Annotated in this window: 25 protein-coding genes; 8 read left to right on the forward strand and 17 right to left on the reverse strand. The window is 71.1% G+C overall.

Annotated features, from left to right (window positions below; translation table 11 throughout):
• Positions 1-45: 45 nt before the first annotated feature.
• From ET471_RS19140 to ET471_RS12490, 6 genes are all read right to left on the reverse strand, one after another.
• A complete protein-coding gene (locus ET471_RS19140; RefSeq protein WP_129186041.1) occupies positions 46-438 on the reverse strand; it encodes a peptidase inhibitor family I36 protein in 393 nt (130 codons plus the stop codon).
• A gap of 215 nt (positions 439-653) precedes the next feature.
• Positions 654-959, reverse strand: coding sequence for a TerD family protein (locus ET471_RS18855; protein ID WP_129188771.1), 306 nt, complete (start codon positions 957-959; stop codon positions 654-656).
• A 19-nt stretch (positions 960-978) separates the two neighbouring features.
• Positions 979-1,503, reverse strand: coding sequence for a hypothetical protein (locus ET471_RS12475; RefSeq protein WP_129188773.1), 525 nt, complete (start codon positions 1,501-1,503; stop codon positions 979-981).
• A gap of 257 nt (positions 1,504-1,760) precedes the next feature.
• Complete coding sequence (locus tag ET471_RS12480; RefSeq protein WP_129188774.1) at positions 1,761-2,327, reverse strand: TerD family protein; 567 nt, start codon at positions 2,325-2,327, stop codon at positions 1,761-1,763.
• Complete coding sequence (locus ET471_RS12485; protein WP_129188776.1) at positions 2,324-2,848, reverse strand: hypothetical protein; 525 nt, start codon at positions 2,846-2,848, stop codon at positions 2,324-2,326. The genes ET471_RS12480 and ET471_RS12485 overlap by 4 nt, the downstream gene beginning before the upstream one ends.
• Positions 2,845-4,026 (reverse strand): toxic anion resistance protein, encoded by a 1,182-nt coding sequence (locus ET471_RS12490; RefSeq protein ID WP_129188778.1) that lies wholly within the window; start codon positions 4,024-4,026, stop codon positions 2,845-2,847. The genes ET471_RS12485 and ET471_RS12490 overlap by 4 nt, the downstream gene beginning before the upstream one ends.
• Before the next feature lie 297 nt (positions 4,027-4,323).
• Between ET471_RS12490 and ET471_RS12495 the strand changes: the two genes are divergently transcribed.
• Complete coding sequence (locus ET471_RS12495) at positions 4,324-5,532, forward strand: GmrSD restriction endonuclease domain-containing protein (RefSeq protein WP_242496281.1); 1,209 nt, start codon at positions 4,324-4,326, stop codon at positions 5,530-5,532.
• Positions 5,533-5,611: 79 nt separating this feature from the next.
• Here ET471_RS12495 and ET471_RS12500 read toward each other — a convergent pair whose 3' ends face one another.
• The 3 genes from ET471_RS12500 to ET471_RS18220 all read right to left on the reverse strand — a co-directional run bounded on the left by ET471_RS12500 (position 5,612) and on the right by ET471_RS18220 (position 8,755).
• The gene (locus tag ET471_RS12500) at positions 5,612-6,568 is read right to left on the reverse strand and encodes a galactokinase (RefSeq protein ID WP_129188780.1); all 957 of its coding nucleotides are present in this window, start codon (positions 6,566-6,568) and stop codon (positions 5,612-5,614) included.
• An 87-nt stretch (positions 6,569-6,655) separates the two neighbouring features.
• Positions 6,656-7,402, reverse strand: coding sequence for an NPCBM/NEW2 domain-containing protein (locus tag ET471_RS18215; protein ID WP_207207263.1), 747 nt, complete (start codon positions 7,400-7,402; stop codon positions 6,656-6,658).
• A gap of 171 nt (positions 7,403-7,573) precedes the next feature.
• On the reverse strand, positions 7,574-8,755 hold the full coding sequence (locus tag ET471_RS18220; RefSeq protein ID WP_207207264.1) for a glycoside hydrolase family 27 protein: 1,182 nt from the start codon (positions 8,753-8,755) through the stop codon (positions 7,574-7,576).
• 271 nt (positions 8,756-9,026) lie between these two features.
• On the opposite strand from ET471_RS18220, the gene ET471_RS12510 reads away from it, so the two are divergent.
• The 6 genes from ET471_RS12510 (at position 9,027) to ET471_RS12535 (ending at position 17,434) form a co-directional block, all read left to right on the forward strand.
• On the forward strand, positions 9,027-12,020 hold the full coding sequence (locus ET471_RS12510; protein WP_129188782.1) for a DUF5107 domain-containing protein: 2,994 nt from the start codon (positions 9,027-9,029) through the stop codon (positions 12,018-12,020).
• A gap of 4 nt (positions 12,021-12,024) precedes the next feature.
• Positions 12,025-12,954 carry an aldose 1-epimerase family protein gene (locus ET471_RS12515; RefSeq protein ID WP_165350486.1) on the forward strand — a complete coding sequence of 310 codons (930 nt, stop codon included), beginning with the start codon at positions 12,025-12,027 and terminating at the stop codon, positions 12,952-12,954.
• A 152-nt stretch (positions 12,955-13,106) separates the two neighbouring features.
• Entirely contained in the window at positions 13,107-14,075 is a 969-nt protein-coding gene (locus ET471_RS12520; protein WP_129188786.1) for a carbohydrate ABC transporter permease, read from the forward strand.
• Positions 14,072-14,980, forward strand: a complete 909-nt coding sequence (locus ET471_RS12525; protein WP_129188788.1) for a carbohydrate ABC transporter permease — start codon at positions 14,072-14,074, stop codon at positions 14,978-14,980. Before ET471_RS12520 ends, ET471_RS12525 begins: the two co-directional genes overlap by 4 nt.
• 42 nt (positions 14,981-15,022) lie before the next feature.
• Complete coding sequence (locus ET471_RS12530; RefSeq protein WP_129188790.1) at positions 15,023-16,381, forward strand: ABC transporter substrate-binding protein; 1,359 nt, start codon at positions 15,023-15,025, stop codon at positions 16,379-16,381.
• A 66-nt stretch (positions 16,382-16,447) separates the two neighbouring features.
• Positions 16,448-17,434, forward strand: coding sequence for an NAD-dependent epimerase/dehydratase family protein (locus ET471_RS12535; RefSeq protein WP_342586037.1), 987 nt, complete (start codon positions 16,448-16,450; stop codon positions 17,432-17,434).
• Positions 17,435-17,440: 6 nt separating this feature from the next.
• Here ET471_RS12535 and ET471_RS12540 read toward each other — a convergent pair whose 3' ends face one another.
• Positions 17,441-18,304 carry an AraC family transcriptional regulator gene (locus ET471_RS12540; RefSeq protein WP_129188792.1) on the reverse strand — a complete coding sequence of 288 codons (864 nt, stop codon included), beginning with the start codon at positions 18,302-18,304 and terminating at the stop codon, positions 17,441-17,443.
• Positions 18,305-18,460: 156 nt separating this feature from the next.
• Between ET471_RS12540 and ET471_RS12545 the strand changes: the two genes are divergently transcribed.
• Positions 18,461-20,671 (forward strand): alpha-galactosidase, encoded by a 2,211-nt coding sequence (locus tag ET471_RS12545; protein WP_207207265.1) that lies wholly within the window; start codon positions 18,461-18,463, stop codon positions 20,669-20,671.
• 23 nt (positions 20,672-20,694) lie between these two features.
• Here ET471_RS12545 and ET471_RS12550 read toward each other — a convergent pair whose 3' ends face one another.
• The 7 genes from ET471_RS12550 to ET471_RS12575 form a co-directional block, all read right to left on the reverse strand.
• The gene (locus ET471_RS12550; RefSeq protein WP_129188794.1) at positions 20,695-21,405 is read right to left on the reverse strand and encodes a GNAT family N-acetyltransferase; all 711 of its coding nucleotides are present in this window, start codon (positions 21,403-21,405) and stop codon (positions 20,695-20,697) included.
• Positions 21,406-21,427: 22 nt separating this feature from the next.
• Positions 21,428-21,943 (reverse strand): hypothetical protein, encoded by a 516-nt coding sequence (locus ET471_RS12555; RefSeq protein WP_129188795.1) that lies wholly within the window; start codon positions 21,941-21,943, stop codon positions 21,428-21,430.
• Positions 21,944-22,033: 90 nt separating this feature from the next.
• The gene (locus tag ET471_RS18860; RefSeq protein WP_280949865.1) at positions 22,034-22,159 is read right to left on the reverse strand and encodes a hypothetical protein; all 126 of its coding nucleotides are present in this window, start codon (positions 22,157-22,159) and stop codon (positions 22,034-22,036) included.
• Between the two features lie 56 nt (positions 22,160-22,215).
• Entirely contained in the window at positions 22,216-22,794 is a 579-nt protein-coding gene (locus ET471_RS12560; RefSeq protein WP_129188797.1) for a beta-class carbonic anhydrase, read from the reverse strand.
• 143 nt (positions 22,795-22,937) lie between these two features.
• Positions 22,938-23,411, reverse strand: coding sequence for a flavodoxin family protein (locus ET471_RS12565; RefSeq protein ID WP_129188799.1), 474 nt, complete (start codon positions 23,409-23,411; stop codon positions 22,938-22,940).
• 41 nt (positions 23,412-23,452) lie between these two features.
• The gene (locus ET471_RS12570) at positions 23,453-24,346 is read right to left on the reverse strand and encodes a carbohydrate ABC transporter permease (protein WP_129188801.1); all 894 of its coding nucleotides are present in this window, start codon (positions 24,344-24,346) and stop codon (positions 23,453-23,455) included.
• Complete coding sequence (locus tag ET471_RS12575; protein WP_165350487.1) at positions 24,343-25,194, reverse strand: carbohydrate ABC transporter permease; 852 nt, start codon at positions 25,192-25,194, stop codon at positions 24,343-24,345. Before ET471_RS12575 ends, ET471_RS12570 begins: the two co-directional genes overlap by 4 nt.
• Positions 25,195-25,259: the final 65 nt, after the last annotated feature.

Genomic DNA, 25,259 nt, shown 5'->3' on the forward strand with positions numbered 1-25,259 from the left:
AACCGTCGAACTCAGTCTGAGGACCAGGGCCGTGACGGAAGCGATCTAGCACGACGTCGTGGTCAAGAACCGCACCGATCCGGCGGGCACCGACACCGACGCAGACTGCACCCCGGCCGCGAAGCACTGGGACGTGCCGGTGCCCGCAGCACCCGAGAACACGCGGACGGCTCGCCCAGACCGGTTCCACACCGACTTTGCGCTCGACAATCCAGTCACGTTCTGGTTGCCAGTCGTGCCGTAGAACGTACCGGCATACATGCTGCCCGACCACAGGCAGAAGCGACCGGCAGCACACGAAGCCGAACTCAAGGGCATCACTTCCGGCGCAGATGCCGCCGCAGGGGAGGCAAGACCGAACGACAGCGTGCACAGAACAAGCAGGGCTGCGGCGAGTCGAGGAAGGCGGATGGGCGGACGGCGCATCGAACGGAGCATGGTCGAGTCTCCGACACGCGGCCCGCCCGATGCCGTGCTGACGCTGACCGAACGGTTCGACAAGCGGGAGATCGCTCGGGCGCGGTGGCGGTCAGCCAGTTGTCCGCTCGCGCTGGTCGACCTCGGCCTTCAGATGATCCGTCAAGAGCGACTGGGCAACCTGAGGCGAGAGCCTGCCGCACCGCCAGTGCCGCGATCGCCTGCCCGAAGCCTCTTCACCCACAAGGTGACAGGGCTTCACCGCGGACCAGTCCATGCCAGAGGTACCCATTTTCGCAGATCAGCGGCCACACCCGCGGCTCTCGGGCACAAGACAGACCCACCCGGACAGCCGCCGAGCGGTGGATTTGGGCTGAGACGGCCTTGCCATCGACGCCGAGCAGCACCGCTGAGGCGTCGAGGTCGAACGGCGCGCCGTCCGTGGTGCGAGGGTCCCAGCCCAGTCCGACGCAGGCGTGGGTCATCCCGGGTGCGACCTTCTCGAGGGAGATGTTGCCGCCCTTGGTGAGGCTGACACTCATGCGGTAGTTCCTTTCTCTTTTACGAGTGGTGGGGTGGCAAGGGCTGGTCTCCGGACGCCCAGGCGACCTGGTTGAACCCAAACGCGGTGATGGCGTCTCGCAGCGACCCGGGTACGTGGCGCAGCTCGGCACGGAGCACGAGCGCTCCCCCGACGACGTGCCCGGTGAGGGCGACGATCTGGCCCGTCGGTGCGCTCTCGAGGTCGACGCTGACCTGGCTCCCGAACGCCGTCGTGGCGACGAGAGTGCCGCGGGCATCACGCACGACGACCGCGAACCGGGTCAGCTCGTCGACGTGCCCGAGGTCGATGCGTGCGGTGCCGGAGGTCAAGCTGACGCGCGGGTGCGCGGTGTCAGGCCCGTGCTCTTCGAGGCCCGGCGCGAGAACGCCCTGGACGCCTCGCGAGGAGTAGGCGAGTGCGATTGATGCCGGGGTGGAGGCTAGGATCCGCACGCTCAGGGCGCCGGTCGCGCTCGCGATCCGGCCGAGCATGACGACGGGGTCGACGTCCGTGAGACGGCGGCGCTCGCTCGCGCCAAGCACGGGCACTCCCGTGAGCAGCGGTGCCGGAGGGCGCCGCGTGGTTCGTGGCACGACCGGCGCTCGAACGGCGTCAGGCGTGGCAGGAGCGGTTGCCGGGAACATCGGCGCAGCGGGGGCGGTCGGGTAGGTCGTCGCGACGGGCGTCGGCGGCAGGACGCTGAGTACGGGCGGGGCAGCAAGGGGCCGGGCCAGGACTCGGCGGCGGAGGAATGTGAGGTCGTCACGGACGTGGCCGGGCGTGAGCGGGCGGGCGGCGGTCATGCCGGCAGCCCGAACTGGCGCGCCAGACCCGTCATGCCGTCGGCATGACCCTGCCCCACGACGCGGAACTTCCAGTCGTCGCGGTGCCGGTACAGCTCGCCGAGGATCACGGCGGTCTCGGTCGTGAGCTCGTTGACGAGGTCGACTGAACGCACGATGGTCGAGCCGGTTTCCCCGTCGAGCACGCGGACGACGCAGGACCGCAGCTGGGTGAGCGTGCGGCGCTTGGGGCTGCCCTCGTTGAGGTAGAGCACGAACGCGGCACGCTCGATGCCCCCCGGAACGAGCCGCAGGTCGACCTCGATCTGCTCGATGTCGCCCGGTCCGGCGTCGTCGGTGACCGCCACGGACAGGTCGGCGGAGACGAGCTGGTTGAAGAACACGAGGTCGTCGTCGCCGCGAGCCGTCCCGCCAGGACCGCACAGCACGGCTGCCAGACGCACGTTGTCGGCGAGCGCGGGGTCGGTGCGAGGGTCCCAGGAGATGCCGACGACGACCTGCCGCAGATCAGGCAGTTCCCGGGTGAGCGCGACGTTCGCGCCGCGTGCCAGCGCCGGGGTCACAGGTCTGCCGCCGCGAACTTCGTGCGCAGGAACGCACCCTGGACCTCGAGCGCGCGCACGTCATCGTCGAGCACGGCCGCAAGCGTCTCCAGGACGGACTGCCTCATCAGCCCGAGCTGCTCGACGAGCTGCCGCTCGACGTCGATCACCTCGGACGATCGCGCGGCATCGAGATATCGCGCGATCGTCGTGGGCAGGTAGTCGCGCAGCACCGCGGCCAGGGAGATGCGTGCGTGGATGTCCAGGCCGCCGTCCGACCCAGATCGGAGGATCTGCCGTGCGCCGTCTGTCACCAGGCGTGCGAGCACCGTGGCCTCGGGGGGCAGCGCACCGGAGCTCTGGTCGACGGCCTTCTCGACGGTCGCGACCTGCCGCACGAGCGCTGCCGGAGAGTCGGGCTCCTCGGCGGCCGCCTGCACGCGTGCCGTGACCGGCTCTGCGACCTGGCTGCGTAGCCGGGAGACCAGGCGCGAGACGACCCCGGGGGCGCTGGGCGCCGGTTGCGGGCCGGATGTGCTCATCCGGCGATAGAGCGCTGGGCCCGCTCCACGTAGGGCTTGGCGCGGGCCACCTGCTGCTCGAGCGTGGAGATTGTCGCCGCCATCGACTCGGTCGCCTGCGAGCGGAACTCGTCGATGGCGTCCATCGTCGCGAAGACGTTGTCGAACGCGGCTTGCAGCTTGCTGATCTCGAGCGTGCTCTGCGCCGCCTGCTGCTGGATGGCCGCACCCTGCTGGCGCAGCTGCATCGACGTCGCCTCGATGAGGTTGCTCGTCGTGGAGTTGAGGGCGTTGACCTGGTCGAGGACGAGCTTCTGCTGGCCCAGGGCCTGCGAGACGATGACGGCCGTGCGCAGGGCGGCGATCGTCGTGTTCTGCGCGCGGTCGACGCCACGGATCAGCTCGAGGTTGTTCTTGCGGACAAGGTCCATCGCCAGGTAGCCCTGGACGGAGACGGCCATCTGGGTCATGACGTCCTGGGTGCGCTGGCGGACGGCGAACAGGACGTCCGAGCGCAGCGCCTCCGCAGTCTGCGTGTCACCCGCGTACTCGAGCTGCGCGATCTTGTCGCTCACCGCAGCGTCGAGCGCCTCGAGGTCCACCTTGACCTCGCCGAGCTTCTTCATGGTCTCCCACATGCGGGAGCGTTCGACCTCGATGGCCGCGTTGTCCTTTCGCAGCTCGTCCTGGCCGGAGGCCAGCGAGCGGATGATCGCGTCGAGGTGCGCCTGAGCCGACTGGTACTTGGAGAAGTAGCGGTCGATCTTGTTGCCGCCCGGGAGGAACTTGAGGACCTTCTTGACGCCGGAGAGGTCGGCCCGGTTCGGGTCGAGGTCGGTCACTGTGTGCCGCAGTTCGACGAGCGTGGTGCCCACCTTGCCCTGCGGGCTGGAGTCGCTCGCCTGCGCGGCCGGCCGTTCGAGCATGCGGTTGGAGGCCAGCGCGGAGCTGCGGATGTCGCCGTCGCCGAGCGAGCTGATCGCCGTGACCTTCTGGGCGAAAGCCGGCGACTGCGGGTCGAGCGCTGCGATCTCCGTCACGAGGACGGCGGCCTTGCGCTCGGACTCCGACTGCTGCGCGGCGAGCTCCGGGTTCTGTGCAGCAATCGTGGCGACCGCCTGCGCGTCCGTGACACGAGGTGCCGCCGCCGGGGCCTCAAGGATGAGGGTCGGCGCCGGAGTGGTGGTTGGTGTCGACATGAGCGCCCCCGAGGCTCCAGAACGGTGATAAGCGGCGTGAACGTAGCAGGCCGCGAGACCTGGCAACAAGCGCGCAAAGACCGTTTCACCCGTTTGCCAACGTGATATGAAAAATCACCCCAAAGAGGCTGTCGGCAGGCGTCTCTTCTCTGCTATGCGTCGGGTGAAACTCTGCGCAATTCGACCGGGTCGACGGACCACCTGACGAGCGTCGTCGCAGGTCCGCTAGCCTCCGGTCCGCCAGGAGACCGCGTGCAGCGCTCCGGCAAGGAACCTCGACGCCGACATGACAGGACCATGACCACTTCCACCAACGTGCGCTATCGTCCCGCCTTCTGGGTGGGCATCGTCGGCCTCGTGCTTATTACCCTCCTCGGGCTCACCGACGGGTGGGCGAGCGCGCTGGCCCTCGCCTGCGTTTACCTGGCGCTGAGCGCCGGCTGGGGAGTGCTCACCACCCGTACCTGGTGGGGCCGCTTGCGTCGCCGCCGCGCGTCCGTTCTGCTGGTGGTCACGATGGTCTTCGCGGGCGCCTCGAGTGCATTGGCGTCCGACGGCGAGGCGGCGGGTGCGCAGCCGTCCACGACGCCCATCGCGGCGTCGTCGACGCTGTCCGCCACGGGGACGAGCCCGACTCCGACGGCCTCCCGGACGCCGATGCACACGTCCAGCCCGTCGCCGTCCGTCGACCCCGAGGGCGCCGAGAGGGGTACCGCGCTGGCTGCCGTCGCGATGCTGACCTTCAAAGGCCGCGCACCAATGACAGGGTACGAGCGCGAGGAGTTCGGCCCGGCCTGGACCGACGTCGACCACAATGGCTGCGACACTCGGAACGACATCCTCAAGCGCGACCTGGTCGACGAGTCTTTCAAGGCGGGGACCCAGGGCTGCGTAGTGTTGGCCGGCACGTTCGCCGATCCGTACTCGGGCGAGACCATCGAGTTCGAGCGAGGCGAGAAGAGCTCGCTCGTCCAGATCGACCACGTCGTCGCCCTTGCGGACGCTTGGCAGAAGGGCGCCCAGCAGTGGGATGCCACCAAACGCGAGGCGTTCGCTAACGACCCCCTCAACCTCCTTGCCTCGGACGGGTCGCTCAACCAGTCCAAGGGCGCCGGTGACGCCGCCACGTGGCTGCCGCCAAACAAGGCGTTCCGGTGCAGGTACGTCGCCCGCCAGGTCGCGGTCAAGGCCCACTACGGCCTGTGGGTGACGACGGCGGAGCGTGACGCCATGATCCGCGTGCTGTCCGGGTGCCCGGACGAACCGCTGCCCGACGGAGTTAAGGTCTCGACGACGTCGTCCTCCGGTTCGTCGTCCGGCTCGGGCACGATCGCTGCTCCGCCGGTCACCGTTCCGGACCACAACTCGTCCACCGAGCCCGAGGCGCCCGTCTACTACGCGAACTGCAGCGACGTTCGTGCCGCCGGTGCAGCCCCCCTATACTCAGGCGACCCTGGGTACCGCTTGGCGATGGACCGCGACAAGGACGGCATCGCCTGCGAGTAAGGGAGGGCGGAAACCGCACCACGCCATGGGCCCGGTGTCGGCTCTAGCTCGTGCCCGGCGAGCACAGCCGTGACGCCGATCAAGGCGGTGGCGTCGCGCCTAGACAGAGGGTGCGGCAGGGGCCGCCGAGGTCGGTCATCTGCTCACGGTGCCGGAGCACGCCGTCCTCGTCGTGGGGAGCGAGCTGCGCGAGCGCGTCCTCCAGGTCACCCGGCGCGACCGAGCGCAGCGACGGCACGCCGAGCAAGGCTGCGGCGTCCTCGCACGCCCTGCGCCGGGACGCGTACTGCCCGTCCACCAGCCGGTGCGGTGCGCGCGTGTCGATCACCAGCAGCGAGGGACCGGCCGAGGCGAGGTCGAACAGGACGGGCGTCGCGCGCTCCTCGGGCGCGAGCCCCGGACGGAAGTCGAGCAGCAGCGCCTCGCCCGCCTGGCAGAGCAGGGAGGCCGACTGGTCGAGCCCACCCGTCGCGGCGCCGGCGATCTCGTTCTCGGCCCGGACGCAGGCGTCGACGAGCACGACCCGCCTGGGACGGCTGCCGGCGAGCCCCAGGTCGAAGACGTCGTCGAGGGCCACCGCCACGGCGCACTCGAGAGCGGCCGAGCTCGAGAGCGAGGCACCGAACGGGACGCACGAGTCGACCGCGGCGTCGAAGCCGCCGACGGGGAAGCCGGCGGCGCGCAGCGCCCAGACCACCCCGGCGACGTAGGCGCCCCAGCCGGAGACGCGACCCGGGCCGACCTCGTCCAGGCGTCCGCTCCACGGCGCGTCGGTCTGCGCCGAGACCACTCGCACGAGGTCGTCGTCGCGACGCCGCAGAGCGACGAACGTCCGGTGGGGCAGCACGACGGGAAGGCACAGCCCGGCGTTGTAGTCCGTGTGCTCGCCGGTCACGTTGACGCGGCCCGGCGCGGACCACACGCCGGCCGTCGTCGAGGCGGCGAGGTGGTCGCCGAAGCAGCGCAGGAACAGGGCGCGCACACGGCGCGAACCCTCCTGCGAGGTCCAGGGGACGAGCTGCTCGATGTCGGTCATGGTCTGGCTCTCCTCGGCGACAGGTGTGCCCGGCCAGGACGGCGAGTGCGGTGTCCCGCGCCCGGCGGGACACCGCACTCAGGTGGGTCAGGCGCAGTCGGTGGTCAGCGACAGCCAGTCGGCGCGGTCGTTGTAGCCTCCGTCGCCCGCGTCGCCGACGACGAGCCGTAGGTCGCGGACGCCGGTGACGTCCAGGTCGAACGGCGAGGCCGCTCCCCGCGTCACGACGCCGCTGGACCACAGCGTGCGGCCGTCGCCCACGACGTCGAACGTCGAGGTGCCGCCGTCGGGGCCGACCGAGCCGACGACGTCGTCGATGCCGACGGCACCGGTCAGGCGCGTGCAGACGCCGCCCAGGTGGTACCGCACGGCCGACGGGCTGGCGACGCCGAGGCCCGTGGCGTGGACGGTGCCGGCGACCTGGAGCGGGTTGCCGCCGCCGACGCTCTCGTCGACCGCCGGCTGCATCCAGCCCGAGGTCGCCGAGACCCACGGCTCGTGCGAGAGCGCCACGCCTGCGCCGGTGGGCGGTGCCGGCGCCACCGTGAGGACCGACGGCGCACCCGGCACGGTCACGACGTCGCGCGATCCCGTGGGCACGAACGATGCCTCGGCGGAGACGAGCACCGGGCCGGTCGTGGCATCGGCGCCGACCGTCACCGTGGCGTCGACCGTGGCGGCCGTGCCGGGCGTGATCATCCGCGGGCCGGTGTCCACGGTCGAGCGCCAGCCCTCGGGAAGGGCGAGCGCGAGGGACGGCCTGCGGACCGGCGTCGTGCCGTCGTCGTGGAGCGTCACGCGCACCCGCACGGACTGGCCGGCCGAGACCAGCACGTCCGTCGACGCCGCGACGGGCTCTCCGTCGATCGCGACGACCTCCGGGGCCGACGCGACGAGGCGCGGCGCGGCCGGCTTGCCGGTGGCGGGGGAGACGCGCAGCAGGGCGGCGCCCTGGGCGGGGACGGCGGCCCGGAGCGTGCCCGCCGACTCGGTGACGGCGTCGGATCACGTGTCGAGGACCGTGAAGCGGTCCCCGGTGAGGCCCAGCTCAGCGGCCGTCGTCGAGACCTCGGCGGCCGAGTCGCCACGGTTGACCAGGGCGACGGCGACGGAGCCGTCGGCGAGCGGCTTGGCCCACGCCTCGGTGGTCGCGGCGTCGCCGACGCGCGTGCCCTGGACGCCGAGCGGGTCCTGGTCGACGGCGAGGACGTCGTCGTCGGTGAGGATCGCGAGCGCCTCGTCGGAGAGCGTGCGCGGGTCGCTGCCGATGACGAGCGGCGCGGCCGCGATGGCCCACAGCGTCATCTGCGTGCGGAACTGCTCGTCCGTCATGCCGAGGCCCGGGCCCAGGTAGTCGGGGTCGGAGAAGTGGCCGGGGCCGGCCACCTCGGGGTGGCGGGCGTTGGCGTCGAAGTTGCGGAAGGCGTCCTTGATCTTGATATCGCCGACGAAGCCGACGTCGGTGTAGGTGCGCCACGACTCGGCGATGTCGGAGGCGTACGACCACGTGCTCGTCGACTGCTGCGACTCGGGGTAGTCGCCCCAGTCGGGCGAGGTCACCGGGTTGCAGAGGTTGACGATCATCGGCCGGTGCGACGAGTTGTTCCGCAGCGCGGTGGAGAACGCGGTGAAGACGGTCTTCGGGTCGAGGTCTGCGGTGATGCCGCACAGGAAGTCGACCTTGACGGCGTCGTAGCCCCAGGCGGCGAACGTGTCGGCGTCCGTCTGGTAGCTGCCGTAGCTGCCCAGGCCGCACGTCCCGGGGATGTAGGGGCCCGCGTCGGTGTAGATGCCGGCGCGCAGGCCCTTGGCGTGGATGGCGTCGGCGAGCGCCTTCATGCCGCCGGGGAAGCGGGCGGGATCGCCCTGGAGCAGCCCGTCGTCGCCGCGCGAGACGTCGGCCTGCCAGCCGCCGTCGAGCCACACGATGTCGTACCCGGCGTCGGCGAGGCCGGACGAGACCAGGTAGTCGGCGACGTCGAGCACCTCGTCCTGGTCGAAGTCGCCGCCGAGGCCGAAGTACGTGTTCCAGCCCTGGTAGGGGGTGGGGCTGGGACTGCTGCTCACGGCGGCACCGTCGGTGGTGCCGCGGACCGGGGCCGCGTGCGCGGCACCTGCCGAGAGCGTCAGCGCTCCGGCGGTCAGGAGAGAGGCGGTGACCGCCTCCCAGCGGTGGTGCGTTCTCATACGTTCTCCAACGTCGTCGTCGGTACCCCGCCGGACGGTCACGAGGCTCCCTCAGCCAACGCGGGGGAGGAGCGGAGCCGGAATGCAGACACCCACGTGAGACCTGGACGATCCGACGATCCGCGGCATGCGTCCGTGATCGTCGTTTCGTCCAGCACCGTCCGCGTTCCGGCTATACACGCCGGCGACCTGCGGCCATACCTTCGAGGTGGACCACGAGGGCGCCGCCGCCCCGTGCGTCGTGTTGCCTCCACGAACAAGGACGTCGCCGATGACCACCTCGCCCACCGTCTCCGCCCTGCCCGAGCGAGCGGACCAGCCCGCACAGCATCACGGCGGCACCGGTCCGCGGATCGTCCTGCCCGACGCGCCGGCGGACCTGGCCGCCCGGCTGGACCGTGGCGAGGCGGTGGCCTGGGACGAGCCGCTGCGCATCCTGACCTACGAGGCGGGCGAGCCGAGCCCGTACCCCATGTACCTCGACCAGCGCGTCTACCAGGGCTCGAGCGGCAAGGTGTACCCCCTGCCGTTCGTGGAGAGCGTCTCCGACGTCGGTGTCGAGCGGGACTGGCAGGCCGTCCACCTGGAGAACCGGTACGTGCGTCTCGTGGTGCTCCCGGAACTCGGTGGCCGCATCCACGTCGGGTACGACAAGTCGACCGGCTACGACTTCTTCTACCGCAACAACGTCATCAAGCCCGCGCTCGTGGGGCTCGCGGGCCCCTGGATCAGCGGCGGCGTCGAGCTCAACTGGCCCCAGCACCACCGCCCGGCCACGTACCTGCCGGTCGAGACCTCGATCGAGCACGGCGTGGACGGCTCGGTGACGGTGTGGTGCCACGACCACGACCCGTTCTCACGGATGTCCGCGCACCACGGCGTGCGGCTGCACCCCGACCGCGCGGTGGTCGAGCTCGTGGTGCGCCTGCACAACCGCACCTCGCAGCGGCAGTCGTTCCTGTGGTGGGCCAACGTGGCAGCGCGCGTGCACGAGGGCTACCAGTCGTTCTTCCCCGAGGACGTGCGCTACGTGGCCGACCACGCCCGGCGTGCGCTCACGGCCTTCCCGTCGGCGGACCGTCCGTACTACGGGGTCGACTACCCGGCCCGCGCGGACGAGACCCCGGGCGCGGACCGCATCGACTGGTACCGCAACATCCCCGTGCCGACGTCGTACATGATCGTGGACTCGCAGGAGGACTTCTTCGGCGGGTACGACCACACCGCGGGCGCCGGGTTCGTGCACTGGGCCGAGCGCCGTATCTCGCCCGGGAAGAAGCAGTGGACGTGGGGCGACGCGCCCTTCGGCCACGCCTGGGACGCGCAGCTCACCGACGGCGACGGGCCCTACGTCGAGCTCATGGCCGGCGTCTACACCGACAACCAGCCCGACTTCAGCTGGCTCCTGCCCGGCGAGACCAAGACCTTCAGCCAGTATTGGTACCCGATCCCCGCGATGGGTGTGGCGCACCAGGCCACCGTCGATGCCGCGGTCCACGTCGACCGTGGGGAGCGCACCCGCGCCGTCGTCGCGGTGACCGCCCCGCAACCCCGCGCCGTCCTGACGATCCTGCGCGACGAGACCGCGGTCGCGGCCCAGCAGGCCGACCTGGTCCCGGGGGTGCCCTTCGCGCTCGACGCCGACCTGGACGCCGACGCCGCGGGCGCCGGGCTGCGCGTCGAGCTGCGCGACGCCACCGGCCGCCTGCTGGTCGGCTGGCAGCCGGTCGCCGTGCCGGACGAGGAGCCGTGGGTCGCCGAGGAACCGCCGTCCCCGGCGGGCCTCGACTCGGCCGAGGCGCTCTACCTCACCGGTCTCCACCTGAGCCAGTACCGCCATCCCACCCGGTCTCCGCTGCCGTACTGGCACGCCGCCCTCGACCGCGACCCCGGCCACGCCCCCACGCACCTCGCGCTCGGCGACCGGCTCCTCCGCGCCGGCCGGTACGCCGAGGCGCTCGAGCACGCCGACGCCGCGCTGCGCCGCCTGACGCGCTGGAACGCCAACCCCCTGGACGCCGAGGCGTTCTACCTGCGCGGGCTGGCGCTCGCCCGCCTCGGCCGGGACGTCGAGGCCGAGCAGGCCTGGGGCAAGGCGGGCTGGGACGCCACGTGGGCGGCACCGGCCGGGCTCGAGCTGGCCCGCTCGTACGCGCGTCGCGGCCGGCTGCGTGCCGCGCTGCGCGTGCTCGACGACGTCGACGCGGTGGCCGGCCGGGACGCCCGCCGGCCCGCGCTGCGCGCGCTCGTGCTGCAGCGGCTCGGCCAGGACGCCGCCGCCCACGCGGTCCTCGAGGCGGCGCTGGCGGAGGACCCGCTCGACACGACCCTGCGCGTCGTCGCCGGCAGGCCCGTCGCCGCCGACGCCGGCCGGCTCGTCGACGCCGCGCTCGACCTGCGCGAGGCGGGCGCGGGCGACGCCGCGTTCGCCGTCCTCGCCCGGGCCGCGGCGCCCGGCGGAGGAGCCGCCTGCGCCTGGGCGCCGCTCGCGCACTACCTCGCCGCCGCGCTCCACGACCGCCTCGGGCAGCACGACGCCGCCGCGCGCGAGCGCGCGACCGCCCGGACGCAGGACCTGCGCCGGGCCTTCCCCGCCGGTCTCGACGCCCTCGACGCGCTCGACGCCGCCGTCGTCGCCGACCCTGCTGACGCCGTCGCGCTCCACCTGCGCGGCATGCTGCTCTACGCCCACGGGCGCCGCACCGCGGCCGCGCATGACTGGGACCGCGCGATCACGGCCGGGCTCGAGGACCCGGTGCTGCTGCGCAACGCCGCGCTCGCCGCCTACAACGTGCGCCACGACGACGACCGCGCCTGGGCCCTCTACGAGCACGCCGTCGCCGTCGCCCCGGACGACGCCCGGCTGCGTCACGAGCAGGACCAGCTCGCGCTGCGCCTCGGTCACACCGGCGCCGAACGCCTCGCCCGTCTGCGCCGCGTCGTCGACCTCGTGCTCACGCGCGACGACCTGACCATCGCCTACCTCGGCCTCCTCGTGGAGTCCGGCGAGGCCGCCGCCGCGCTGCGGATCCTCACCGAGCGCCCCTTCCACCCGTGGGAGGGCGGCGAGGGACAGGCGCTCGCAGTGTGGGACGCCGCCCACGAGGCGCTCGGCCTGCCGCGCACCGACCCGCCGGCGTCGCTCGGCGAGGCACGGTCGCCGTTCACCCCGCCGGTCGCGCGCCATGACGACGGCGTCACCGACTACTTCGCCACGAGCCTGCCGGAGCTGCTGCTCTTCGCGCGCGAGACGCCGGAGGACTGACGCGATGGGACAGGTCCCGCTCAGCGGGGAGCAGTACGTCCTGGAGGGGTTCGGGTACCGGGCCGAGGTCGCCGCCGTAGGAGCCACGCTGCGCACCCTCAGCGCGGGCGGCCGCGAGCTGGTGGCCGGGTTCTCCGCCGACCGGCTGCGGCCCGCGATGCGCGGCGCCCTGCTCGTGCCGTGGCCCAACCGCACGGCCGACGGCGCGTACACCTTCGCGGGCGAGACGCACCGGCTTCCGGTCGACGAGCCCGAGACGCGCACCGCCACCCACGGGCTGCTGGCCTGGTCGCCGTTCACCCCGGGGGAGCCGGTCGAGCACGGCCTGGAGCTGCGCGGCACGCTCGCGCCCAGGCCCGGCTACCCGTGGCGACTCGGCGTGACGGTGACGTTCACGCTGGCCGAGGACGGTCTGCGTCAGGAGGTCGAGGTCGAGAACCAGTCGGACCGCACGGCGCCCGTCGGCATCGGCGGGCACCCCTACCTGGTGGCCGGGCCGAGCTCCGACTCGTCTCTCGACGGGTGGACGCTCGAGCTCGACGCCGCGGAGGCGCTCGTGCCGTCGCCGGACCGCATGCTTCCCGAGCGCACGGTCCACGTGGACGACGCCCCGGAGCTCGACTTCCGGGCGCCGCGGACCGTGGGGGACACCGTGCTCAACCACTGCTTCACGGGCCTGCGGCCGGCTGCCGACGGCACGGTCAGCGCCCGGCTGCGTGACCCGCGCGGAGGCGGGACGCAGATCACCTGGGACGCGCGGTGCGCCTTCGTGCAGCTCTACAGCGCCGACCATCCGGTGGACGGGGTGCGTCGCTCGGCGCTCGCCATCGAGCCCATGACGTGCCAACCCGACGCCCTAAACTCCGGGGTCGGCCTGCTCGCGGTCGACCCGTGGCAGGCCGTCGGCGCCGGCTGGCGCATCGGCGCGCTCTGACCGCACGTCGGTCCATGTCATCGTTTTGTCTAGGTATCCCATGGAATGCTGCCTGTTCTCGCGGAAATCCACGACCTACGTTTGTGAAATGTTCACCGACGAACACCCAGCTCGACGACCTGAGCTGCTGAACCGGACGGAGGCCCACCCCCGTGGCCGTTGACGTCGCCCCCGCTCACCGAGCGCGCACCGCCGCTGTCGCCCAGCGCACCCGTCGTTCCACCCGCCGTTCCGTCGCCGCCGCGCACCGCGGCGACGCCCCGCTCGCGTGGCTCCTCGTGGCGCCGGCGCTGCTCGGCTTCCTCGTCTTCGCGGCGTACCCCACGCTGCGAGGCATCTACCTGAGCTTCACCGACTTCCGCGTGCTCGGCGACGCGCACTGGATCGGCGGGGCGAACTTCGCGCGCATGATGGACGACGAGGTCTTCTGGAACTCCCTGCGCGTGACCATCTACTACGTGCTGCTCTCGGCGGGCGGCGTCATCGTGCTCGGGCTCGTGACCGCCGTCGTGCTGCACCGCCTGACGGCGTCCACCACGATCCGCAGCCTCGTGATCATCCCGTTCCTGGTGTCCAACATCGTGGCGGGCGTGATCTGGACCTGGATGCTCGACTCGCAGCTGGGCATCGCCAACGAGCTGTTCCAGGCCGTCGGGATCCCGCGCATCCAGTTCTTCACGGACCCGCAGTGGGCGGTGCCCTCGCTGGCCGCGGTGACGATCTGGAAGGGCCTCGGGTACACCACGATCCTGCTGTTCGTGGGCCTGCAGGCGCTACCGCACCAGGTCTACGAGGCCGCGCGGCTGGACGGTGCGAGCGAGGTGCAGATGTTCTTCCGCATCACGATCCCGATGCTGCGCCCCGTGCTCGCCATGGTCGTGATCCTGACGATCATCAACTGCTTCCAGATCTTCGACCTGGTGCAGGTGACCACCAAGGGCGGCCCCGAGAACTCGACCAACGTGCTGCAGAACTACATCTACAGCAAGGCGTTCGGGCAGTTCGACTTCGGGTACGCCTCGGCCCTCTCGCTCGGGCTCTTCCTCATCATGCTCGTCATCACATTCGTCCAGATGCGCATCTCGCGCATCAACGAGTCGGACTCGGAGGGGGTCGCATGACCACCGCAGACGTCTCCGTGCGCCGCCGCCGGGCCGGCCTCGGCCGCATCGCGGGCTGGACCTACCTCGGGTTCGTCCTGCTCGTCACGGTCTTCCCGTTCTACTGGATCCTGCGCACCGCGCTCTCGAACAACAAGGCGCTCGCCACGGACCCCAGCTCGCTGCTCCCGGTGGGCTTCACCGTGCAGGCGTTCCGGCGTGTGCTGGGCCTCGCGTCGCTCGCCGAGGCGCAGGCGCAGGGCGGCAACGTGGCTGGGTTCGACATCGGCATCTACATGCGCAACTCGATCATCTACGCGGTGACCTCCACGGTGCTCGTGGTGCTGTTCTCGACGCTCGCCGCCTACGCGTTCTCCCGGCTCGAGTGGCCGGGACGCAACCTCGTCTTCTCCGTGCTGATCGTGGCCCTCATGGTGCCCGGCATCATGACGCTCCTGCCGAACTTCGTCCTCGTCAAGAACCTCGGGCTCGTCAACACGTTCGCCGGGCTCATCCTGCCGGGCGCGTTCTTCTCGGCCTTCAACATCTTCTTCCTGAGGCAGTTCTTCCTCGGCATCAGCCGTGAGGTCGAGGAGGCGGCGATCATCGACGGCGCCGGCCGGCTGCGCGTCATGTTCCGCGTGATCATGCCGATGGCGCAGGGCCCCATCGTGACGCTCCTCATCCTCGGCTTCATCGGTGCCTGGAACGACTACTTCTGGCCGCTGCTCGTCTCGACCTCGGGCGACGAGGTGCGGCCGCTGACCCTGGCGCTGGCCGTGTTCCGCCAGTCCGCGCCGGGCACGGCCACCGACTGGGCAGGACTCATGGCAGCCGCGCTCATCGCCGCGCTGCCGATGTTCCTGATCTTCATGGTCTTCGGCCGCCGGATCGTCAACTCCATCGGGTTCTCCGGAGTCCGCTGACCCCTTCCGATCTCTCCTGTCTCTCCGACCGAAGGAAAGAGAATGATCAACCGCTCGACCGCCACCAAGGTCGCCGTCGTCACGGCAACGGTGTCGTTGCTGGCCCCGCTGACGGCCTGCAGCTCCTCGGGAAGTGCCAGCGACGCCGGTGGCGCCGTCCCGATCCAGTGGTGGACCTGGGACCAGGCGCAGTCGGTCTCGTACCAGAAGTGCGCCGACGACTTCAACGCCGCGAACCCGGGCATCGACGTCACGGTCTCGTACTACAACTGGAACGACTACTGGACGAAGATCACGGCCGGTTTCGTGGCCGGGGACGCGCCGGACACGTTCATGAACCACGCGAACTACTTCCCGGAGTACGTCTCGCAGGGGCAGCTCCTCCCGCTCGACGACCTGATGAAGGCCTCGGACTTCGACCTCGACCGGTTCGCCGTCGGCGTCGACACGTGGACCTACACGGACGGCAAGCACTACGGCCTCCCGAAGGACTGGGCCACCGAGGTCTGGTACTACAACGAGGACGACGTGTTGGCGGCCGGCCTGACCGACGAGGACATGCAGAACATGACCTGGGCGCCCGACGGCTCCGGCACGTTCGGCGAGATCGTCAAGAAGCTCACCGTCGACACCGCCGGCGTGCACGGCGACCAGCCGGGCTTCAACAAGGACTCGGTGGCCGTCTACGGCCTCATGCCGATGGGTCTGCAGGGCAACAACGACCAGGACTCCTGGAGCGGGTTCACGTCGACCATGGGATGGACGCTGGGCGACAAGCCCAACTGGCCCACCCGCTTCCAGTACGACGACCCCGAGTTCAAGGCGGCGATGGACTGGATCCGCAGCCTGAGCTCCGACGGCTTCAGCCCCGCGAACGGCGCCTTCACCACGGAGATCGCCGACTGGCTGGGCTCCGGCAAGATCGCCATGGCGGGTAGCCACACGGCCAACCTCGGCGCCCTGACCAGCCTCGACGGCGTCAACATCGGGTTCGCCCCGACGGTGATCGGGAAGGACGGCGCGCGCAAGTCGCTCGTGAACTCGAACGGCGACTCGATCTGGGCCGGGACCAAGCACCCGGAGGAGGCCTGGAAGTGGGTCTCGTACCTGGGCTCGACCGCCTGCCAGAGCGTGGCCGGGAAGGACGGGACGTTCTTCCCGTCGATCGCGGAGTCGATGCAGGTCACCGCTGACGCGCTCAAGGCGAAGGACATCGACGTCGCCCCGCTGGTCAAGCTCGTCGACGACGGTGACGTGTTCACCACGCCGGTCTTCCAGCGCGGCGGCGAGCTCGACGCCACGCTCAAGCCGCTGTGGGAGAAGTACTGGAACTTCTCGGCCGGCGACGAGATCTTCGACCAGATGGCGACGGAGACCGAGCGGATCCTCGCCCAGGGCTGACCTGTCCTTCGTGTGCGGCGGGCCGTCCACCGACGGCCCGCCGCCTGGCTCTGCGATCGGGGTCTGGTGTCTCTTCGCGTCCTCTACATCGGTGGCACGGGCGTCATCTCGTCCGCCTGCGTCCGCGCCTCGCTCGCGCTCGACCACGAGGTGCACGTCCTCCACCGTGGCAGCGGCTCGCACCGAGAGCCGCCCGGCGGCGTCGTCGTGCACCAGGGCGACGTCCGTGACCCGGCGTCGGTCAGGCGGGCGATCGGCGAGGAGCGCTTCGACGTCGTCGCCGACTTCGTCGCCTTCTCGCCGGAACACGTGCGCACGAGCCTCGCGCTCTTCGCCGGGCGCTCTGGGCAGTACGTGCTCATCAGCACGACGGCCGCCTACCAGAAGCCCGCGGCCATCCTCCCGATCCGCGAGTCGACCCCGCTGCGCAACCCCTACTTCGCCTACGCCCGCGACAAGATCGCGTGCGAGGACGTGCTCGTCCACGAGTACCGGGAGCGCGGCACCCCGGTCACCGTCGTGCGGCCCTCGCACACCTACGACCGCACGCTCTTCCCGATGGACAGCGGGTGGACCGTGGTCCAGAGGATGCGAGAGGGCCGGCCGGTCGTCCTGCCGGACGGCGGGCGCCCGCTGTGCGCCCTGTCCTACGCCGACGACTTCGCCGCGACGTTCGTGCGGCTGCTCGGAGACCCGCGCACGCACGGCGAGGCCTTCCACATCACGAGCGACGAGGCCATCAGCTGGCGGCAGGCGTTCGACGCCGTCGCCGTGGCCGCCGGGGCGGTGCCGCGCTACGTCGCGGTGCCCTCCGAGGTGATCGCCACGCACGACGCCGGCTGGGGCGAGGTGCTGCTGGGGGACCGGGCGCACTCATCGGTGTTCGACAGCTCGAAGGTGCGCTCGCTCGTGCCGCAGCACGGCTCGACCGTGTCGTTCGCCGAGGGCGCGCGCCGGATCGTCGCCTGGTACGACACGCATCCGGAGGCCCAGGTCCGCGAGCTCGGGCGCGAGGCGCTGATGGACCGGCTCGTGGCGGCGTTCGACGTCTGACGCGGGTCAGTCGCTCAGGCCCCGGTACTCACGCGGGCTGACGCCGTGGACCTTCTTGAACTGCCGCGCGAAGTAGAACGGGTCGGGATAGCCGACCTCGGCGGCCACGGCGGCCACGGTCCACGTGGTGATGTGGAGCAGCTCGCGGGCGCGCGCCATGCGCAGCATCGTCAGGTAGCGGAGCACCGACTGTCCGGTGTGACGCTTGAACAGCGCGCTGAAGTGCGAGGTGCTCAACGCGACCGACGACGCCAGCCCCGTGACGCTCAGCGGCTCGGCGAGGTGCTCGCGCAGGTACTGCACGCTCTGCTCGATGAGGGCGTCCGAGTCGTCTGCCACCGTGCGGCTCGCCGCCAGGTGCGTGAGCGCGTGCCAGGCGGCGCCCGACGCGGCCAGCAGGCTGGGCAGCGTGGTGTCGCGCTCGGCCCACCCCAGGACCTCGGCCAGCAGGGCCGCGACCCGGTGCGGGTCGTGCGGCCGGCGCACGGGTGCGCGAACGGTCATCCCCGCACGGTCCAGGAACGCGTCGAGCTCGGGGCCCGAGGCGTGGAACCACCACAGCGTCCACGGGTCGTCCGCGTCCGCGCCGTACGCGTGGGGGCGGCCGGGCGGCAGCACGATGACCTGCCCCCGCGCCACGGGGAACCTGCCGGCCTCCGTCTCGCACCAGCCCGCGCCGTCGACGCACGCGATCACCACCACCTCGTCGACCGGGGTCGTGCGGCGGAACCCGTGCGAGTGGGCGCGGGGGAAGTAGCCGCAGTCGGTCACGATGAGCTGCGGCGTGCCCGTCAGCTGCCGCACCTCGCGCACCAGCGGGCGCGGGAGGACGAGCAGGCGCTGGCCGGGGAAGCCATCAGGTATGAGCACGGCCCGAGTATCGGCACCAGCCGTCGGATTGTCCAGGTTCCCCAGTGGTTGCGGCCATGTGCGGCGCGATCGTCGCCCTCTAGGCTGGGCCTTCGTCGCACCGGGGCGCCACGGTGGGTGGTCCCGCGCGACGAGGCACAACAGATCGAGGAGTCGATGAAGACGCACACGCCCGACCTCACGACGTCGGCGGGCCGGAACCCCGCTGCTGCCCTGACGACCGAGCCGGTGGGCGACGTCGTCCACCTGCGTGCGGGCGGCACCAGCGTCGTCGTCCAGCTCTCCGACGCGCGGCTGCCGCGGGTGCTGCACTGGGGTGAGGACCTCGGCACGCTCTCCGACGCTGACCTCACGACCATCGCCGCCGCCGCGATGCCGGGCATCGGGGACAGCTCCGTCACCTACCCCCAGCCGGTCCCGGTGCTCGCGCAGGTCCCCGAGGGGTGGCTGGGACGTCCCGGGATCGTCGCGGACCGAGACGGCACGCAGTGGGCCGCCCGGTTCCTCGTGGCGTCGGCCTTCACGGCGGAGACGGCGGAGGCGAGGACGCTGACCGTGCGCGCCGTCGACGAGCCGTACGGGCTCGAGCTCGAGATCGAGCTGGAGGTGCTCCACGCGAGCGGGCTCGTCCGTCAGCGTGCGGTGCTGCGCAACCGCGAGCCCGCACCGCTGCGTGTCGGTGCGATCGAGCTCGCCCTTCCCGTCCCGCAGGCCGCCGACGAGGTCATGGACCTCACCGGCCGCTGGTCGCTCGAGCGCGTCCCGCAGCGGCGCGCCTTCGACGTCGGCGAGTGGGTGCGCACCTCGCGCGGCGGCAAGCCCGGCCTCGAGCACACGACGCTGGTGCTGGCGGGGGAGCGTGGGTTCGGCTTCCGGTCGGGTCGCGTCTGGGCCACCCACCTCGCGTGGAGCGGGAACCAGACGCTCGGAGCCGAGCGCACGCCGGCGGACACGCGGCGTCTCGTGGCGTCCGAGATGCTCGTGCCGGGCGAGGTCGTGCTGGGCCGGGACGACGAGTACGCGACGCCATGGCAGTACGGGTCCTGGGGAGACGGCCTCGACGAGCTCGCCGCGCGGTTCCACCGCCACCTGCGGGCCTCGGCGGGGGCCCCGCGCAGCCCGCGGCCCGTCATCCTGAACACGTGGGAGGCCGTCTACTTCGAGCACGACCCCGCGACGCTCGTGGCGCTCGCGGAGCGCGGAGCCGCTGCCGGGGTTGAGCGGTTCGTCGTCGACGACGGCTGGTTCGTGGGACGGCGGGACGACACGACGTCCCTGGGGGACTGGACGATCGACCCGGAGCGGTGGCCGGCCGGGCTCGCCCCGCTCGCCGATCGCGTCCGCGAGCTGGGCATGGACTTCGGCCTCTGGTTCGAGCCCGAGATGGTCAACCTCGACTCCGACCTGGCGCGCGAGCACCCGGACTGGCTCTTCGACGCGGGTCACGGGGCGGGGCTGCCGTCGCGCTACCAGCATGTGCTCGACCTGGGGCACCCCGAGGCGGAGTCGTACGTGCTGGAGGCGATGTCGGCGCTGGTCAAGGAGCTCGGCATCGCCTACATCAAGTGGGACCACAACCGGTACCTGCTCGACGCCGGGCACTCACCGTCGGGCCGCCCCGGCTTCCGTGAGCAGACGCTCGCGGCCTACCGGATCATGGACGAGCTGCACCGCCGCCACCCGGGGCTGGAGATCGAGTCGTGCGCGTCGGGCGGCGGGCGCATCGACCTCGGGGTGCTCGCCCGCACCCAGCGCGTGTGGCCCTCGGACTGCAACGACCCGCACGAGCGGGCCGAGATCCAGCGCTGGACCGGGCTCCTGGTGCCGCCGGAGTACCAGGGCACGCACATCGGCGCCGAGCACTCGCACACCACGCACCGCCAGCACCCGCTCTCGTACCGTGGCGAGAAGGCGCTCTGGGGCAACCTGGGTGTCGAGCTCAACCTGCTGGCCGAGGACGAGCGGACGAGGGCCGACGTCGCGGCCTGGATCGCGTTCCACAAGAGGCACCGTGAGCTGCTGCACGGCGGGGTCTCGGTGCACGCGGACCTCGCCGAGCCCGCTGCCCGGCTTGACGGCGTGGTCGCGGCGGACGGGTCCGAGGCCCTGTTCGCGCTGTCGCTGACCGAACGCCCGCGCACGTGGCCGCTCGGTCGGATCGCCCTTCCCGGTCTCGATGACGCCCGGCGACACCGGGTCCGCGTCGTCGCCCCCGACGGCGCCGAGCCGCTCTCGGGTGCTCAGCCGGCCTGGGTCGTCGACGGGGTGGAGCTGCCCGGTCGGGTGCTGCGCGCCGTCGGGCTGGAGATGCCGGCGCTGGACCCCGACAGGTCGGTCATCCTCCACATCGAGAGCTGCGACGCCTGAGGCAGCTGGCCGACGCCACGGGCTCAGTCCACAACCTCCAGGTGGTCGAGCGGCCAGAGCCTCAACGACTCGACGTCGCACGACCGGAGAAGGGGCGCGAGCTCGTCGTCGTCCGGGTCGAACGACCCCTCTGAGGCCGTGAAGTACTCACGAAGGAAACGCCCGACAAGGTCCCCGGGGACGGCTTCCGGGAGCGGGTTGCCCTGCGGGGGCACGACGATGAGCAGGAGGTGACGCACGCGTCGCGCGGTCGCGTCGAGCGACGGCTGCACATACGGCAGGGCCAGGAGCCTGCACCCGCTCCGCGCCCAGAACCGCAGGCGGGCAGCGGGGTCGCTCACCGCCGTCGTCGGCCAGTGCCGTGGGTCCTCGATCTCTCCCAGGACGAGCCGGCTAGTGGACTGGCCCAGCCCACGGCGCAGCAGCAGCGAACCGAGTCCGTGCCCCCGCGCAGACGGATCGACCACGAGATAGGCGAGCAGCTGGACCGTGCCGTCGACGTAGTGGTCGTAGACCAAGCCGCCGGCGACCCGCCCGTCCCTGTGCGCCAGCACGCCGTCGGTCGTCTCGCCGAGGGCCCCCAGCAGCGCTTCCAGAGGTTCCAGCTCGTCGGGAGGGAACGTCGTCTGCAGGAGCTCTGTGTACAGAGCCTCCACGAGCCTCAGGGGCGCGTCGCTCAACCGCACGAGCTCGAGCTCCGAGCCGTGACCCGAGGGTCGCTGCGAGGTGGACATGGGGCTCCCGAAGTCCGTCGAGTCAGCGGATCCCCACGGTAGCGCGCCAGCGGCGGACCCATGACCGCAGCCGTACCTTTCGCGGCTCGAACTGGTGCTTCTCCTTGGCCTGGTGCAGCCGGTAGAGGGCGGGGTACCAGCCGTCGTCCAGGCGCTCCTCGCACATCTCCTTCATCGCAGGGGAGGTGTCGAGCATGTCCAGGATGTACCGGCCCCAGGACCGACGGTCGCTCGGCGAGTACGTCTTCCGAAGGTCCCAGATGCACTCGAAGCAGTCGAGCATGAGCTCTGACATCGCCTCGACGCTCGAGACGTCACCCTCCGCGGGCTCCGCGCTCTTGTAGAAGTACCTCCGGAGCTCCGGGTGCTCCAGGAACTGGTGGTCGATGTCGAGAGTCAGGTCGGTCGCGCTTCGGTAGGTCGTGATCTTCGCACTGTGGTGCTGGCTCCGCCACGAGATGAAGAGCGACGCCACGGACGCGACCAGGGCCAGTGTCGCGATGACCTCGGCGGATCCGAAGGTCAGACCTCCCAGCACTGCCGTCACCTCATCAGCCCGAACTCGCACCGATCCGCCTCGAGCCGCACGAGCCCGACCTGCTCACCAGGATCGGTTCCGTGCCCGACGTCAGCGCGGCGAGGGTGCGAAGTTCACCCGCGCCAGGATGAAGCGCCTGAACACGACGCCGCCCAACAGCTCGCCGATGGCAGCGGTCGTCGTGGAGCGCCACACGAGCGTGCCGACCGAGCTCACCACCGTCCTCTGCGGGAACCGGCGTCCCAGTGGCGGACCCGCCACGCGGGTCGGCCTCAGGTCGCCGCGCCGGCCGCGGTCGCCTCCGGGACCTCGACGAGCCGGCCGGTGGCGACGTCGTACACGTACCCGTAGACGGGGATGCGCGCGGGGACGAGCGGGTGGGCCTTGATCCGCCGCACGTCGTCGGTGACGCTGCGTGCCTGGTCGGAGATGGTCAGCCAGTCGATGTACTGGCCCTCGGCGGAGCCGGGCCCCGCGCCCACGTCGTAGAAGCCGTCCGGGCCGAGCTCGGCCGTCTCGAGGCTGGTGGCCAGCAGCCCGCGCATGACGTCGTCGGTGAAGAACTCCATGCCGCAGTTGGTGTGGTGGACGACGAACCACTCGCGGGTGCCGAGGAGCTTGTAGGAGATGACCAGCGAGCGGATCGCGTCGTCGGACGCACGGCCGCCGGCGTTGCGGATGACGTGCGCGTCGCCCTCCGCGAGCCCCGCGTACCGGGCCGGGTCGAGCCGGGCGTCCATGCAGGTCAGGATCGCGAACCCGCGCGCGGGCGGGAGGGCGAGGGTGCCCTTCTCGCCGAAGTCTGCGGCGTAGGCGGCGTTGGCGGCGAGCACTTCCTTCAGCACCGACATTCTTCACCCCTTCGGTACGACGGTGTCCGGCGGGCCGCAGGAGCGGCACGGTTCGGACGCTACGTCCGGGACCGGTGCGCCGCTCCGGCAGGCGGCTGCCGTCTCGCGATCCGGACGCGCCGAGCGGTCGAGAAGAGTCAGAGTCAGGCGAGGGACGCGCCCCACCGGGTCGCGCGCTCGAGCTCCCCGTCGACGAGGGGCCCTTCGACACCCGTCACACGGAAGTCCTCGCGTGCGGCGACGGCGGCGGAGAGCTTGCGGAGCCGCCTCTCGATGGCCTTGGCGGCGGACCCGGAGAAGAACCCTCCGGTGACGGTGGCGAACGCGACGACGCGCTGCCCGTCGAGACGCGGGAGGGTGTCCAGCCACTCGGAGACGCCGGTGTCGTGCGGGTGGCCGCCCTGCGCCCGGGCCTGCCGCCGGGTGGCCGCCCCGGGCAGGCCCATGCTGTGCGTGGGCGAGCCGACGACGAGGAGATCGCGTCCCAGGACGTCGTCGGCGTCGACCGCCGCGGCGACCTCGACGTCGGCACCGCGGGAACGCAGCCCTGCGGCGATGGCGTGGGCGACCTGCTCCGTGTTGCCGAAGCAGGTCTCGACGACGATCAGGGCTCTCATCGGTGTTCCTCGCAGCAGGGTGACGACGGATGCCGGCCGCGTCAGCCCTTCACCGCTCCCGCCGCCATGCCCCGGATCATCCACTTCTGCACCAGCAGGAACAGCACCAGCGGCGGCAGCACCGCGAGCGTCGAGGCCGCGAGCATCTGGCCCCACTCGGTGGTGTTCTGCTGGAAGAACGACCGCAGGCCGATCGAGATCGTGTTGAGCGACGCCGGGTTCTTCAGGAACGCCGACGCGACCATGTACTCGTTGTACGCGAGGAGGAACGCGTAGATCGCCACCGCGGCGGCACCGGGTCCGGCGAGCGGGACGACGACCGAGATCATCGCGCGGAACGACGAGCACCCGTCCACCCGCGCGGCTTCCTCGAGCTCGCGGGGGATGGAGTCGAAGAACCCCTTGAACATCCACGTGCAGAACGGCAGCGCCATCACGATGTACAGCACGATCGCCGGGACGAACGTCTTGGTGAGGCCGACGGAGACGAAGAGCACCATGAGGCCGACGATCGACAGCACGAGCGGGAACAGCTGGAACACCATGAGCATGTTCGAGTAGACCGAGTTGACCCGCGTCCGGTACCGCGACAGCGAGTAGCCCGCCAGGCCCGAGGCGACCAGCACGACCGCGGTGGCGACGAGGGAGACCCACACGGAGTTGAGGAACCACTCCGGATAGTGGGTGGTGCCGATCACGGCCCGGTAGTTGTCCAGCGTGACCCGTTCGGGCATGAGGGTGGACCCGGCCATGATGTCGAGCCGGGGCCGGAACGAGTTCACGGCGGTCAGGATCAGCGGCATGTTGATCACGAGCATGACCAGCAGCAGCACGACGGCCTTGCCCCAGGTGAGGACGCGCCGGCGGTTGGCCCGGGCGCGGTGGGTGTCGACCACCGTCCCGGCGGCGGTCGCGGGCATCGTGGACGTGCTCATCCTTCGTTCCCCCCTGCCTTCTGCAGCTTGAGCATGAAGTACGCGAGCACACCCAGCACCGCGAGGGTGATCACCGCCGAGGCCGAGCCGACCCCGAGCCCGTTGAGGCCGAAGATCGACGTGTCGAAGGTGTAGATCATCATGTTGCGGGCGTTGGCCGAGTTGTTGGTCAGCAGGTAGGGCGTCTCGTAGTCGTTGACCGACCAGATGGTCATCAGCACCCACAGGATCGCGCTCATCGGCAGGATCTGCGGGAACGTGATGCTCCAGAACTTCTTCCAGGCGTTCGCGCCGTCGATGGACGCGGCCTCCAGGATGTTGTCGTCCAGGGACGAGAGCGTGGCCATCAGCGAGACCAGCATGAACGGGAACGACCGCCACGCCTTGGCGATGATGACCGCGACCACGGTCATGTCGGGATCGTTGAAGAAGAAGATCGGCTGGCCGCCGAAGAACGTGATGACCTGGTTGACCGCGCCGGCCTGGTCCTGCAGCATCCACCGCCAGGAGTTCATGCCGACGATCGGCGGCACCACCCACGGCAGGATCAGGCCGACGCGGATGAAGCCCCGCATCGGGATGTTGCGGACCAGCGCCAGCGCCAGCACCAGGCCGAGCACGTAGGACAGCACCACGCCGCCGATCGTGAACACGATCGTGAACTGGACGGCGTCCCAGAACGCCGGGTCTCTCAGGACCGTGCGGTAGTTCTCCAGCCCGACCCAGCCCTGCGAGGGCTTGGCCATCACGCCCTTCTGGAAGCTGTACGTGATGCCCTGGATCATCGGCCAGATCTGGGCGAAGCCCAGCAGGAGGATGGACGGCAGCGCCAGGTTGATGGAGAACATCCTGTCGCGCCTGGTCTGCAGGTCGGTCCTGGAGCGGGAGCGTCTGCGCGTCCCGGCAGGCCGGG

This window comes from Xylanimonas protaetiae (genome assembly GCF_004135385.1).
Lineage (GTDB): Bacteria > Actinomycetota > Actinomycetes > Actinomycetales > Cellulomonadaceae > Xylanimonas > Xylanimonas protaetiae.